The organism is Mesorhizobium sp. M0800, assembly GCF_040320095.1.
Classification (GTDB): domain Bacteria; phylum Pseudomonadota; class Alphaproteobacteria; order Rhizobiales; family Rhizobiaceae; genus Mesorhizobium.
Genome location: NZ_JAMYOZ010000004.1, coordinates 211,990 through 224,485 on the forward strand (window position 1 = coordinate 211,990; position 12,496 = coordinate 224,485).

General features: G+C 59.7%; 10 protein-coding genes. 8 read left to right on the forward strand and 2 right to left on the reverse strand.

Features of this window, described 5'->3' with window-relative positions; genetic code table 11:
• The first annotated feature begins 147 nt into the window (after positions 1–147).
• From NKI18_RS07600 to NKI18_RS07615, 4 genes are all read left to right on the forward strand, one after another.
• The gene (locus NKI18_RS07600) at positions 148–1,575 is read left to right on the forward strand and encodes an NAD-dependent succinate-semialdehyde dehydrogenase (RefSeq protein WP_352615929.1); all 1,428 of its coding nucleotides are present in this window, start codon (positions 148–150) and stop codon (positions 1,573–1,575) included.
• 83 nt (positions 1,576–1,658) lie between these two features.
• Positions 1,659–3,020 (forward strand): class-II fumarase/aspartase family protein, encoded by a 1,362-nt coding sequence (locus tag NKI18_RS07605; protein ID WP_353019267.1) that lies wholly within the window; start codon positions 1,659–1,661, stop codon positions 3,018–3,020.
• A 470-nt stretch (positions 3,021–3,490) separates the two neighbouring features.
• Positions 3,491–4,246 carry an SDR family NAD(P)-dependent oxidoreductase gene (locus NKI18_RS07610; RefSeq protein ID WP_352615923.1) on the forward strand — a complete coding sequence of 252 codons (756 nt, stop codon included), beginning with the start codon at positions 3,491–3,493 and terminating at the stop codon, positions 4,244–4,246.
• A 210-nt stretch (positions 4,247–4,456) separates the two neighbouring features.
• Positions 4,457–5,227 (forward strand): type 1 glutamine amidotransferase domain-containing protein, encoded by a 771-nt coding sequence (locus tag NKI18_RS07615; RefSeq protein WP_353019269.1) that lies wholly within the window; start codon positions 4,457–4,459, stop codon positions 5,225–5,227.
• A 447-nt stretch (positions 5,228–5,674) separates the two neighbouring features.
• On the opposite strand, the gene NKI18_RS07620 is transcribed toward NKI18_RS07615, so the two are convergent.
• On the reverse strand, positions 5,675–7,099 hold the full coding sequence (locus NKI18_RS07620) for an NAD-dependent succinate-semialdehyde dehydrogenase (RefSeq protein WP_352615917.1): 1,425 nt from the start codon (positions 7,097–7,099) through the stop codon (positions 5,675–5,677).
• 14 nt (positions 7,100–7,113) lie between these two features.
• The gene (locus NKI18_RS07625; protein WP_352615915.1) at positions 7,114–8,565 is read right to left on the reverse strand and encodes a lyase family protein; all 1,452 of its coding nucleotides are present in this window, start codon (positions 8,563–8,565) and stop codon (positions 7,114–7,116) included.
• Positions 8,566–8,674: 109 nt separating this feature from the next.
• Here NKI18_RS07625 and NKI18_RS07630 point away from each other — a divergent pair, with 109 nt between their 5' ends.
• The 4 genes from NKI18_RS07630 to NKI18_RS07645 all read left to right on the forward strand — a co-directional run bounded on the left by NKI18_RS07630 (position 8,675) and on the right by NKI18_RS07645 (position 12,472).
• On the forward strand, positions 8,675–9,433 hold the full coding sequence (locus NKI18_RS07630; protein WP_352615912.1) for a GntR family transcriptional regulator: 759 nt from the start codon (positions 8,675–8,677) through the stop codon (positions 9,431–9,433).
• 353 nt (positions 9,434–9,786) lie between these two features.
• A complete protein-coding gene (locus tag NKI18_RS07635) occupies positions 9,787–10,527 on the forward strand; it encodes an ABC transporter ATP-binding protein (RefSeq protein WP_352615909.1) in 741 nt (246 codons plus the stop codon).
• A complete protein-coding gene (locus NKI18_RS07640; protein ID WP_353004572.1) occupies positions 10,527–11,441 on the forward strand; it encodes a branched-chain amino acid ABC transporter permease in 915 nt (304 codons plus the stop codon). The genes NKI18_RS07635 and NKI18_RS07640 overlap by 1 nt, the downstream gene beginning before the upstream one ends.
• 2 nt (positions 11,442–11,443) lie before the next feature.
• The gene (locus tag NKI18_RS07645) at positions 11,444–12,472 is read left to right on the forward strand and encodes a branched-chain amino acid ABC transporter permease (RefSeq protein WP_352615904.1); all 1,029 of its coding nucleotides are present in this window, start codon (positions 11,444–11,446) and stop codon (positions 12,470–12,472) included.
• The last annotated feature ends 24 nt before the right edge of the window (positions 12,473–12,496 follow it).

The following is a 12,496-nucleotide window of genomic DNA, read 5'->3' on the forward strand; positions in this document are numbered from 1 at the left end:
TTCACAATTTTCGGGGCCGCAACACCAGTGTAGGAATAGGCAAGAACTTACTAGTTTCGGGCAAATGCCGCTGCCGTTTCAGCCGAATATGGAAACGACGCTAATTGGCGATTCGCCACGTCGCCATCAGAAACGAAGGTGTCTGCCATGAACCATGATTTTCAGCTTCTGATCAACGGGAGCAGCCGTGCTGGCTCGACTGGACAAAGCCAGCCTGTTGTGAACCCCGCAACGGGGGAGGGCATCGGCCGGGTTGCGTATGCTTCACCCGAAGATCTCAGCGAAACCGTCGAGACTGCTGCACGCGGATTGCGCGAATGGCAAGCCGTGCCGCCATGGGAGCGCGGCCGCATTCTGAAGAGGGCCGCCGATCTTTTGCGGGCCGACATCGAGGCCGCCGCCCTGACGATGACACTCGAACAGGGCAAACCGCTCGCCGAAGCCAGGGATGAGGTTGACCGATCGGCAGATTTCCTGGAGTGGGGTGGCGAGCAAGCCCGGCGCATTTCGAACCGGATTGTGCCCGGCCGGGTGGCGGGGAGCCGGATCGAAATCCAGAGCCATCCGATTGGTGTGGTGGCTGCGTTCACGCCCTGGAATTTCCCGATGGCGCTTGCGGCCAAGAAGTTCGCCGGCGCTCTTGGGGCGGGCTGTTCGATCATCTGCAAACCTTCGCAGGAGACGCCGGGGTCTGTCCTCGTGATGGCCAAGGCTCTGCTACAGGCGGGCGTCACGCCATCGGCACTCGCCGTGATCTTCGGCCATGCTGACGCGGTTTCGGACCATCTCATAGCAGCGCGCGAGGTTGCAAAGGTCACGTTCACGGGTTCCACTGCAATTGGAAAGAGTCTAGCCGCCGCCGCAGGCGCGGTGATGAAGCCGGTTACGATGGAATTGGGCGGCCACGCTCCGGTGATCGTGTGTGGCGATGTCGATCCGGAACAGGCTGCCGACATGCTGGTACGAGCGAAATTCACCAATGCCGGCCAGATATGCCTTTGTCCTTCCCGCTTCTTCGTCGAGGAAGGTATCGTGGAACGCTTTACGGCACGGTTTATCGAGCACGCGAAGGCTTGGCGCGTCGGCTCCGGAACCGACCCGGCAACACAGATGGGGCCGCTCGCCAATGCCCGTCGTCTTGAGGCCGTCTCGCGGCTCGTTGACGACGCGCGTGCGCGGGGCGCGGCGGTTCTCGTCGGTGGGCAGCGTATCGGCAACCAGGGATTCTTCTACGCACCGACCGTGATTGTTGATTTGCCGGACGATGCGGCGATGCTGCATGAAGAGCCTTTCGGTCCGCTCGCACCGATCATCGCGTTCAGCAACGAGAAGAGCATGTTGGAGAAGGCCAACGGTCTAGAGTTCGGCCTTGCGTCCTACATTGTTACGAATGATGTTCACCGGCAGCAACGGTTTGCCGATGCGCTGGAGTACGGCGTTGTCGGAGTGAACGGCCCCCTGACGCACCGGCCCGAGGCCCCGTTGGGAGGCTGGAAGGAAAGCGGTATCGACACCGAAGGAGGGATCGAGATCCTAGATCCCTACCATAGAACCAAGCATGTCAGTCTTCACTGACGTAGTGAACGAGCGGCAGGTCAGGTCGCAGGGACTGGCGTGCCGTTGACCGGCATTTGCCCACACATTCGAGAGTTCCCACAATGAACCCCCTTTCCTTTGTCGATTCACCCTTCTCCGGTGCCGGCTTCGTGCCGGTTGACATGCGCGCGATCTTCGGGTCGGAGGCCTACCTCAGGCGTTGCGTCGAGGTGGAGGTCGCATTGGCCTTGGCCGAGGCGGGCCTTGGCATAATTCCTGATGCGGCGGCTAAGGGCATCGCGGCAACCGCGGAAACATATCGGTTCGATATGGACCGGCTGATCCGTGAGACTGACATCGTCGGCTATCCCATTCTTCCAATGGTCGAACAACTGGCGGATGCCGCCGGGGAGGCGGGGCGGCACCTGCACTGGGGTGCGACCACGCAGGACATCATGGATACGGCGACTGTGCTGCAGGTCCGGGATGCAATCGACGTGATCGAGCGGCGCCTCGAAGAGACAATAGAGGCGCTGTGGGTTTTGGCGAAGCTCCACCGCGATACGCCGATGGCCGGGCGTACCCATCTCCAGCATGCCCTGCCGATAACGTTTGGATATAAGGCGGCGGTCTGGCTTTCGGCGCTTCAGCGTCATCGCGAGCGCATCGACCAGATGAAGCCGCGCATTCTAGTGGTCGAGTTTTCGGGTGCGTCTGGTACGTTGGCCTCGCTTGACGACAAGGGCCTGCAGTTGCAGGCGGCCGTTGCCACCGAGCTCGGCCTCGGTGTGCCAACGATCACTTGGCATTCCTGCCGCGACGGACTCGCAGAAGCCGTCCAGATCCTCGCTTTGATAACCGGGAGCCTCGCCAAGATCGCCGTCGACGTTTCGATCATGATGACCACGGAGATAGGCGAGGTGGCGGAACCGTTCGTCCGTCATCGGGGTGCATCCAGCACCATGCCCCAGAAGCGGAATCCGATCTCTTGCGAGCTTATTATCGCGGCGGCCAAGATGGTGCGCCAGCACGCGGGACTGATGCTCGACGCTATGGCGCATGACTTCGAGCGCGCGACCGGGCCCTGGCATCTCGAATGGGCCGCAGTGCCGGAGAGTTTCGCTTTGACGGCCGGCGCCCTGGCGCAGGCTTCCTTCATGCTGACCGGGCTGGAGGTGCACCCTGACCGGATGCGCGAGAATCTCGCCGCATCGCGCGGATTGATCGTGGCGGAAGCGGTCATGATGGCGCTGGCGCCGATCACGGGCCGGCAAACCGCGCATGATTTAGTCTATGTCGGATGCCGGAAAGCCGCGGATACCGGCAAATCGCTGTTCGAAGTTCTCGCCACGGTTAAAGATGTTGCCACTCCGCTTGGATTGGAACGGCTGGAGGAATTGACCGATCCCAAGAACTATCTCGGCGTGGCGCGAAAGATGGTTGATCGGGTCCTTGCCGACCGACTAACGGCGGCACGACCTTGACGAATATTGGCGAAAGTCCGCGGCGATTTCTGAAAAAGATGCATTAGATCAGGCACGTGGCCTTCATTGCGTTTTACCCGGCTGCTGCATCGGGGCACCTTTGACACGGGTCACCGAGTCGCGCTGAGGCGTCGGTATCTCAGCCTGCCGTCCACTGCCTCCATCCCCCTCCTTCTACTCGCGGCCTCGCCCAGATCCTACGCGGCATGTACCGGATAGGCAGGATCTACCTCAACCTTGCCACCTATGTGCCCCTCGCGCTCAGCTCTGGCGATTTCCGACCCCCAATAAAGAGCCGATCAGTGGTTCGACGTTGGTCTTAAACACGCCGTGAACTCTTGGCCAACGGGATGCTTCGGCCCAAGATAACTTGGAGGAATAGGCAAGAACGGCCGAGAATCCGGCAACACCGATGGGGAGCTGGCGACGATTGTGTGTTGAGCGAAACGCTCATTCCAAAGGAGTTACCGATGACCACCATCTCAATCGTCACCGGCGGCAGCCGCGGCCTTGGCCGCAATACCGCCATCAACATCGCCCGCCACGGCGGCGACGTTATCCTGACCTATAACAATGGCGCCGACGATGCGAAGGCCGTCGTGGCTGAGATCGAGGCACTGGGCCGCAAGGCGGTCGCGCTGCGGCTAGACGTAAGCAATGTCTCGACCTTCCCGGCTTTCGTCGAGAGCGTGCGTGCGGCGCTGAGGTCGACCTGGGGCGGTGACAAGTTCGACCACCTGATCAACAACGCCGGTCACGGCGAAATGGCGGGCATCGCAGAGACGACCGAACCGCAGTTCGACAAACTGTTCAATGTTCACGTCAAGGGCGTGTTCTTCCTGACACAGGGGCTGCTGCCTCTCCTGGCCGATGGCGGCCGCATTGTGAACTTTTCGACGGGTCTGACCCGCGTCTCCTATCCTGGCTTCTCGGCCTATTCCGCTGCCAAAGGCGCGGTCGAGATCCTCACGCTTTACATGGCCAAGGAACTGGGAGGCCGCGGCATTACCGCTAACACGATCGCGCCCGGCGCCATCGAGACTGATTTCCTGGGAGGCGCTGTGCGCGATACGCCGGCCTACAACGACGCATTCGCCGCTATGATCGCTCTCGGGCGCGTCGGCCTGCCTGATGACATCGGGCCGGCGGTCGCCAGCCTGCTCGGCCCGGATAACCGCTGGATTACGGCTCAGCGCATCGAGGTGTCCGGCGGTCAAAATATCTAATCGCTTACAGCCCTAACGGCGTGATGAGACTCTTGTCGCGGGAGGCCGCCGCGATTTTCAGCGGCGGCTCTCTATCATCCTGCATGATCCACTGCGTCAAGATCCCCGGTCACACATATCCGATGACGCTTTGACTGCGGGCAGGGGGTGTGACCACGCTGAGACAAGCAAGAATTTCTGAATTTCGCGCAACATCGGCAGGGCTTTCCGATGACAATCGAGTTTTATCGCAGTGGTAGTCCAGCATTTTTGCCGGCGACAGTGAACAAAAATAGGAGAGAATTGATGCCCAACGTTTTAATTGTTCTTTCTGCAGCGGACACATGGACTCGCGCGGACGGCACTGCTTACGAGAGCGGTGTGTGGGCGGAGGAGTTCGTGGTATTGGATGAGAAGTTCATTAAAGCCGGTTTCCACGTTGATATCGCTACGCCGGGCGGAGTCACGCCGACAATGGATGCGCGTAGTATGGACCCTGCTGTCGTCGGTCAGGATCATGTGGATCATTTCCGCAGCTATTTGAACAATAACGCAGACCGGGTGGAAGCGCCGCTGATTCTCGGTGATGTTGACGTAAGCCGTTATGACGCCATCGTCATCCCAGGCGGGCACGGCCCGGTCGAAGATCTCTACAAGGATCCCGACATGGGTCGCATACTGGTCGAGGCCAATCGTGCGTCGAAAATTATCGCGCCTGTTTGCCATGGTCAGGCGGCGTTGCTTGCTGCCAAGGACGAGAATGGTCAATGGCCATTCTCCGGACGCAAGATGACGTCCTTCAGCGACGAGGAAGAGATTGAATTCGGTACGGCTGCTAATGCGCCGTGGCTGCTTGCCGACATATTACGCAAGTCTGGGGCGCTGTACGAGAAGGGTCCGAATTGGGGCGCCTTCATTGTCAAGGACGGCAACCTCATGACCGGCCAGAACCCCGCCTCAACGGCGCCACTGGCGGATGCGGTCATAGCTGCGCTTGGTTGAAACAACATGCTCGGCCGGGTTCACTGATGTGAAACCGGCCAGGTCTTCAGAACCATCGGTCAGAGCCGGGGGTCACGACAAAGCACAAGGCAACTCGTCTTCCGACACGGTTTCGGCCGATCTGGACCATCGCATCGACAGCAGCGACAATCGATGCGATCGCCGAGGAGTCCGGCATTTCGGGAATGCTCTGGTCGTTTCCCGATTTCGTGCAGGGGGTGCGCGATTTCGGCACGGAGATCATGCCGCGTCTTGCATGTGTCAACAAGGATCTGCGCGTCAAAGCCTAAGTCGTGCCGAACTCAAAAAGAGCAGAGACCTGGCTGATCTGATGCTATGAGCTACGGGACGGGTTCCTCTCCATGCTGGGAGATCCCGCCTATGCCGGTCAACGCCTAGGATAGCCCCAAGCATCAACGCGGCCAGTCAGTGGCATCAGAGCATCCGTCAGCGCTGGCTGACGAATTTGGTCTTCTGGTAAGGCTCCAGGATGGTCTGGCCGCCTTCCGTCCCGTATCCACTTTCCTTCCAGCCGCCCAGCGGCACTTCAGGGATATGGGTCGGAATGTCGTTTATGCCGATCGTGCCGACCTGCAGGCTGTCCGACAGACGCCGTTGGCGTTTCGCGTCGTTCGTGAACAGATATCCAGAAAGGCCATATTCCAACCCGTTCGCCTGTCGCAGCATTTCGGCCTCGTCATCGAAGCGGATGATGGGAGCAAGCGGTCCGAAAGGTTCTTCCCGCAAGATCCTGGCGTCGGCGGGAACGTCCTTGAGGACAGTCGGGGCATAAAAGTTGCCGATGTTGCCGATGCGCTCTCCGCCGGTGAGAATCGCGGCGCCTCGCGCACGGGCATCTTCCACCAAGTCGGAGATTGCCTCCCGGCGCTTGGGGCTCGCCAACGGACCCATCTGCGTATCGTCAAGCGTGCCGTCGCCGACCCGAAGCTTTTTGGTGTTTTCGACGAAGCGGTCGACGAAGCGGTCGTGCACCTCGCTTTCGACGAAGAAACGCGTCGGGCAGATGCAGATCTGACCCGCGTTGAAGAATTTCTTCGGAACGAGATAGTCGGCCAGCGCCTCCGGATCCGTGTCCTTGCATACAATCACAGGGGCATGTCCGCCCAACTCCATCGTGACGGGCTTCATTGCTTTTCCGGCTGCCGCCGCGAGAAGCTTTCCAACCGGAATGGAGCCGGTGAAGGTGATCTTCGCAATCTCGGGCGCCGGAATAAGATAGGATGAGACTTCGGACGGTACGCCGAAGACGACGCCGACGGCAGCAGGCGTTACGCCGGCGTCCAGCAGCGCGCGCACTAGACCGAGCACGGAAGCCGGGGTTTCCTCCGAAGGCTTGCAGAGGATCGCGCACCCCGCTCCCAGTGCGCCGGCGAACTTCTTGGCGGCAAGGGCCATCGGAAAATTCCAAGGCGTGAACGCCGCAACGACACCGATCGGGTGCCGCTCGATGGTGATGCGGTTCGACGGGTCCCGACCGATCAGACCCTCGGCAATGACTCGACGGGCCTGTTCTCCAGCCCATTCCATGAAATCCGCCGAGCGGTCGACCTCGGCCATCGCCTCTCGGAGAGGCTTACCCTGTTCCAGAGTCATTGCCAGGCCCAGTTCGTCCTTGCGGGCTCTAAGAAGGTCGGCTGATTTTTTGAGGATCGCGCCCCGCTCCCATGGCGTCTTGGCGCTCCATTCGGAGAGGCCACGAACAGCCGTGCTGAGCGCAAGGTCGAGATCGGCAGTCGACGCATGTGCCACGGCGCCGATCACCTGTCCGGTCGCGGGATTGAATACGTCTTCACAAAGCCCGGTGCTGCCTTCTCTTTCTTGGCCGTCGATCAAGAGCCTGAAATTGGACATGTTGGCGAAGTCCTTCATTTTGCGTTGAACTGTGCGTGGGGCTTGGCGACTTCGGACGGGGGAGTCGACAATTGGCCAGCAGCCAGTGTGTCCGAAATCAGAACGCGTGCGAGATGCCGATCGAACTCGGAGACATCCATTTCACCGTCGCGTTCAAACACTTCACGGATCGGCAGGCCCGTGGCAACAGCCGACTGTATTAGCCGAGCCGCTACATCATAGCCTACCATCGGCGCGAGAACGGCACCTAGCACCGGGGAGTGGTCGAGAGCACGCCTGAGATTGTCGGGATCGGCTCTCAAGCCGGATATACATCCCGATGCCAGAACAAGCTGTGCGTCCGAAAGAAGCCTGATTGAGTTTAGGACCTCATGCAGAATAAGCGGCTTGCAGGTATTCAGTTGCAGCGTCCCAGATGCGTTGGCTGCAACGACGGCCGCCGAGCTGCCAAGCACCCTCATACAGACCTGGATGACAGCCTCGCAGACCGTGGCGTTGCGTTTGGACGGCATGATCGAGGACGACAACCCATCATCCGGCAGCGTCAGCGATGGCGTGCCGCTTAGGCTCGAAGTGAGAAGTCTTATATCGTTGCAGATCTTCAGTATGGCCGTGGCAAGAACGTTGAGCTCTCCGCAGATGGCCGCGAAGGAATCGTGAGCGGCCATGAATTGCGATGGGTGCGAGCTTGGGCGCAACGCTCTTCCTACAAAGGCGCTAAGCTCTTCGCAGACCAATCCGGCGAAACCCGGCGTGCCGTTGACGCCACTGCCGCTTGCGGTTCCTCCTTGCGGTAGTTCGCTAAGCCTTTCGGCATGCAACTCGATCCCAGCCCAAGCTGCATCGATCTGTCGTTCCCAGGTCCGAAACTCACTGCCCAAAGTAATAGGCAAAGCATCCTGCAGATGGGTCATGCCCAGCTTGATGAAGGCGTGAAACTCCTCGGCCCGTGCTGAGAGCGTTGATTTCAGTCCGTCCATCGCCGGCGCCAGCGATCCGAAAACCGCGCGCAGCGTGCAAATATGCATAATCGTAGGGAACGTGTCGTTTGAAGACTGACCCAGATTGACGTGATCATTGGGGTGGACAGGGAAGCGCGCGCCAAGAGAATGTCCCAGCATTTCGTTCGCGCGATTGGCGATAACCTCATTGGCGTTCATGTTGGTTTGGGTGCCAGATCCGGTCTGCCAGAGCGAGATTGGGAACTGATCATCGAACAAGCCTTCCTGCATTTCCTGCGCAGATAGGATGATTACCTTGGCAAGGTCTTCAGGAAGCTTTCCAAGCTTTAGGTTCGCGCAAGCTGCCGCCGCCTTTTGCGCGCCAAAACACCGGACTACGTCTTTCGGTAGCCGTTCATCGCCAATCGCGAAGAGAATTCTTGAGCGCTCAGTTTGGGGTCCCCAATAGGCTCCATCAGGGATCGAAATTGCGCCATAGGCGTCCGTTTCGGTTCGAGTGCCCATAGAACCTCACCTTCCATTTTCAATGAGTTATTGTACGATTGTTCGTACAAAGTCAAGATTGGTTAGCTTGCCTCTGGGACTCGCGAAAGCTAACGTCGAAAATCATTGGATGAAGGAATTATTGCAGGTGGCGCGCCATCAAAGTCAGCCCAAGTACCGAATCGTAGAGGACTATCTCAGGGGTCAATTGGCCGATGGCCATTTCCCGGTGGATGCGCTCCTTCCAACTGAGGAAGTCCTGCGCACCAGGTTCGGCGTCAGCAGAGCGACGGTGCGGGCGGCACTGAACAATCTGCAAGCCGATGGGATGATTGCAAGGACCCCTGCCATTGGTTCGCGCGTACTTGCACCAAAGCAACGCAGGGCGTTTCAAACGGGTTGGAACTCGGTAGAGGACTTGCTGCAGCACACCAAGGTTGTGCAACTTCACGTGCAGTCCATCGAGGAATTGGTTCTTGATCCGGCGCTTGCGGAAGAGATTGGTTTCGGCAGCGGACGCGGCGTCGTCAAAGTCCAGGGCGTACGGTGGAACAAGGACGACACAAACGCCCCTCTCTGTCTCGTCGAAATTTTCTTCGACGCACTTTATAGCGGGATTGTCGACCAGATTCGCTCGGCGAATAGGCCGATCGCAGATCTGATCGAGGATCGCTATCAAGTCAGGATAGAGCACATTCGCCAGGAAATATCGGCGGGAGAGTTGCCGCCGGACATTGCAGGTGCGTTGTCCGCTACCGAGAAGGGCCCTGCGCTGATCATTAAGCGCTGGTACTCGGACAGGGACAATCAGATGTTCCAAATGACGCGAAGCCAATATCCGGCCGAACGGTTTCGCTATGTGGTCGAATTCGGACGATCACACAACTAGCGCTACTGAACCCGGATAGGACAAAAATTCGGATGGTAATGCAATTTAGACACGTTCGACGCACTCGCGTCGGCTGGTCATTCCTGACAATTCGACAATTTATTTTGTGAGATCCGCGCCAGCTCTGGCTCGCCGGCGCGGAAGCCTCGCGACCCAGACTCCGGCTGATCACTATGGTGCAGCGGTGTGGCGAGGACGCATGCCTGAGGCGCATTTTCAGGCCGACTTTTGTATGAATACGCTTCATTCCGCAAACGGAAAGAATGCAATTGACTTTGTACGAACATTCATACAAATAAGCCCGCAGACAAAAGCGGGTTGGCCTATGGCAGACCCAGGAGAGGCTGGAGTTCATGCTGCAGGCGCGTGGCGTCACGATCCGGTTCGGCGGGGTTGTTGCCGTCAACCGCATGGATATCGATGTGCGTCCCGGCGAAATCGTCGGTCTGATCGGCCCCAATGGCGCCGGCAAGACCACATTCGTGAACGCCATCTCCGGCATGTACGCCCCGTCGGAAGGGACCATCAAATGGCGCGACGAGACAATCGGCGGCAATTCGCCGACCAAACTGGCGCGATTGGGAATTGGCCGAACGTTCCAGAACGTCGCGTCGCTTAGTGATCTGACTGTGCTGGACATCGTCAAGCTGGGGCACTCTGTTCGTTCGACCAAGAGTGGCTTGCGGGGTTTCTTCCGGACCGACCGGCGTGAAGATGATGCGCTCGTCGACGGGCTCCTTAAGCCGCTTGGGTTGGCGGAGCATAGCCAGCAGCCGTTGCAGACACTGTCCTATGGCCATCGCAAGGCCGTCGACATTGCCCGCGCACTGGCCGGCAATCCCGATCTTCTGCTCTTGGACGAACCCGTGGCCGGCGTGGCTCCTGTAGAGGCCGCCAGGCTGGCGGACTTCGTCAAGCAGATCAGGGACCGGCTGGGATGTGCCGTCGTCATGGTGGAGCACAAGATGGATATCGTCATGAGCACCTGCGACCGCATTGTCGTCATGGCCGGCGGCGCGAGGATATTCGACGGTTCCGGAGAGGCGGTTCGATCCGATCCGGAAGTTCGCCGCGTCTATCTTGGAGAAGCCTGATGGTCGCCCTGCAGCTCGCCATCGCAGGCGTCGCGGTTGGAAGCGTGTATGCGCTCATCGCGCTTGGCATCGTGCTTATCTACAAGTGCTCCGGCGTGGTGAATTTCGCACAGGGCGGATATGCCATGCTCGGCGCTTTCTTCACCTATGCGCTGGCGTCGGCCGGTCTCCATCCGATGCTCGCATTGCTGCTTTCCGTCATTCTGATGGGCGGCGTGGGTGCCTTGACGCAGATCCTGGTGCTGCGGCCGATGCTGAAAGCACCGGTGGTGGCTGTGATGATGGCCACCTTGGGCATCCTGATTGTCTTCCGCGCCGTCTGTTTGCTGATCTGGGGCCCCGATCAACTGGCGTTTCCGTCCGTCTTTCCGCCCGGCGTGATCCAGATGGGCGGGATATTCATGACGTACAATTACATAGCCGCCTTTTCGTTGTCGTTGATGCTCTGTGCGGCCTTTCTGGCCTTTTACCAGTATACACCTCTTGGTCTCATGCAGCGATGCGCGGCTGACAACATGCGCGCCGCGCTGGCCATCGGAATTCACGTCGATCGGCAGGTGACGATCGCCTGGACGACCTCGGCAATGCTCGCTGGCCTCGGCGGATCATTGCTCGCATCCCTCAACGGGCTTTCCATAGGGTTGTCGAATATCGGGCTCGTGGCCTTTCCGGTCATCGTGCTTGGCGGGATGACGAGCCTGCCGGGTGCCATCGTTGGTGGACTGGCGCTCGGCGTCCTACAGGCGATGACCGACGGCCTGCTGACGCCACTGATCGAACGGGCGCTGCGGGAATACACCACCATCTATTCCATCGGCGCGCTGCAGCAAGTCATTCCCTATGCGTTGCTCGTCCTTGTCCTGCTGGTCCGTCCGCAGGGCATCTTCGGAAGCAAAGGCACGGAAAGGGTGTAATCATGAGCATTCGACAGATTGTTCTGCTGCTGGCCGCAGCTCTCGTGATGCTGCTGATCCTGCCGGTTCTCGGCCGGTATGGAGCCTATATCGTCTATGTGGTCGCCATCGCCTCCATCGGAGCGCTCGCACTGAATCTGCTGACCGGCTACTGCGGTCAGATTTCTTTCTGCCATGGCGCTTTGCTCGGTGTGGGCGCCTACACGGCCGGCAATCTCGGCAACGCGGGCCTCGATATGTCCATGGCTCTCGCCTGCGCCGCCATGATGACGGCGTCCGTAAGCGTGCTGGTCGGCCTGCCGGCGCTGCGTCTTCAAGGCCTTTATTTCGCGATGGCGACGTTGGCGGCCCAATTCATCCTCGAATATCTCTTCCGGCTTCTGGAGCCGCTGACACACGGTGTTTCCGGCCTCATGGTCCAGCCGGCGCACTTCCTCGGCATGGACCTGTCGAACGATCGTGGTTATGCCGCGATCGCAATCGGCTTGCTGGTGCTTTCCCTGATCGCGGTCTCGCGGATCCTGCGTACGGACGTCGGCCGCAGATTCATCCTGATAAGAGACAGCGAAATCGTTGCCCGCGGCATGGGCATCAACGTCGCACGCACCAAGCTATGGGCTTTTGCGTTCTCGGGCGCCCTGGCAGGCCTTGCCGGCGGACTCCTCGCCTTCACCACGCGCATTGCGGCGCCGGAGGCATTCGAGATCGCGCTGTCGGTAGACTATGTCGCGATGATAATCGTGGGCGGACTCGGTTCCCTGACCGGCTCGGTGATCGGAGCCTGCTTCGTCGTCCTGCTGCCGGAGATCGCCCAACGGCTTGGCGAGGCCCTGGGAGCCGAAGCGGAGACCGCCGCCATTCGCGAGATGGTGTTCGGACTGCTGGTGATCGTCTTCCTCATCTACGAGCCGCGCGGCCTGCATTCGCTGTTAGGCCGCGCCATCCGACGCCTTCGGCAGGGGGCGACGGGATGGAGGAGGGCTGGGGCCGATCCCGCAGCCTGGCAATCCACGGCCCAGCACAAGAACTGAAATCAACTGATCGGAAAAGGGAGG

Excerpts from the sequence above, each read along its gene's own strand:
- NKI18_RS07600 (WP_352615929.1), top strand. The coding sequence starts at position 148 with ATGAACCATGATTTTCAGCTTCTGATCAACGGGAGCAGCCGTGCTGGC.
- NKI18_RS07605 (WP_353019267.1), top strand. The coding sequence starts at position 1,659 with ATGAACCCCCTTTCCTTTGTCGATTCACCCTTCTCCGGTGCCGGCTTC.
- NKI18_RS07610 (WP_352615923.1), top strand. The coding sequence starts at position 3,491 with ATGACCACCATCTCAATCGTCACCGGCGGCAGCCGCGGCCTTGGCCGC.
- NKI18_RS07615 (WP_353019269.1), top strand. The coding sequence starts at position 4,457 with ATGACAATCGAGTTTTATCGCAGTGGTAGTCCAGCATTTTTGCCGGCG.
- NKI18_RS07620 (WP_352615917.1), bottom strand. The coding sequence starts at position 7,099 with ATGTCCAATTTCAGGCTCTTGATCGACGGCCAAGAAAGAGAAGGCAGC.
- NKI18_RS07625 (WP_352615915.1), bottom strand. The coding sequence starts at position 8,565 with ATGGGCACTCGAACCGAAACGGACGCCTATGGCGCAATTTCGATCCCT.
- NKI18_RS07630 (WP_352615912.1), top strand. The coding sequence starts at position 8,675 with ATGAAGGAATTATTGCAGGTGGCGCGCCATCAAAGTCAGCCCAAGTAC.
- NKI18_RS07635 (WP_352615909.1), top strand. The coding sequence starts at position 9,787 with ATGCTGCAGGCGCGTGGCGTCACGATCCGGTTCGGCGGGGTTGTTGCC.
- NKI18_RS07640 (WP_353004572.1), top strand. The coding sequence starts at position 10,527 with ATGGTCGCCCTGCAGCTCGCCATCGCAGGCGTCGCGGTTGGAAGCGTG.
- NKI18_RS07645 (WP_352615904.1), top strand. The coding sequence starts at position 11,444 with ATGAGCATTCGACAGATTGTTCTGCTGCTGGCCGCAGCTCTCGTGATG.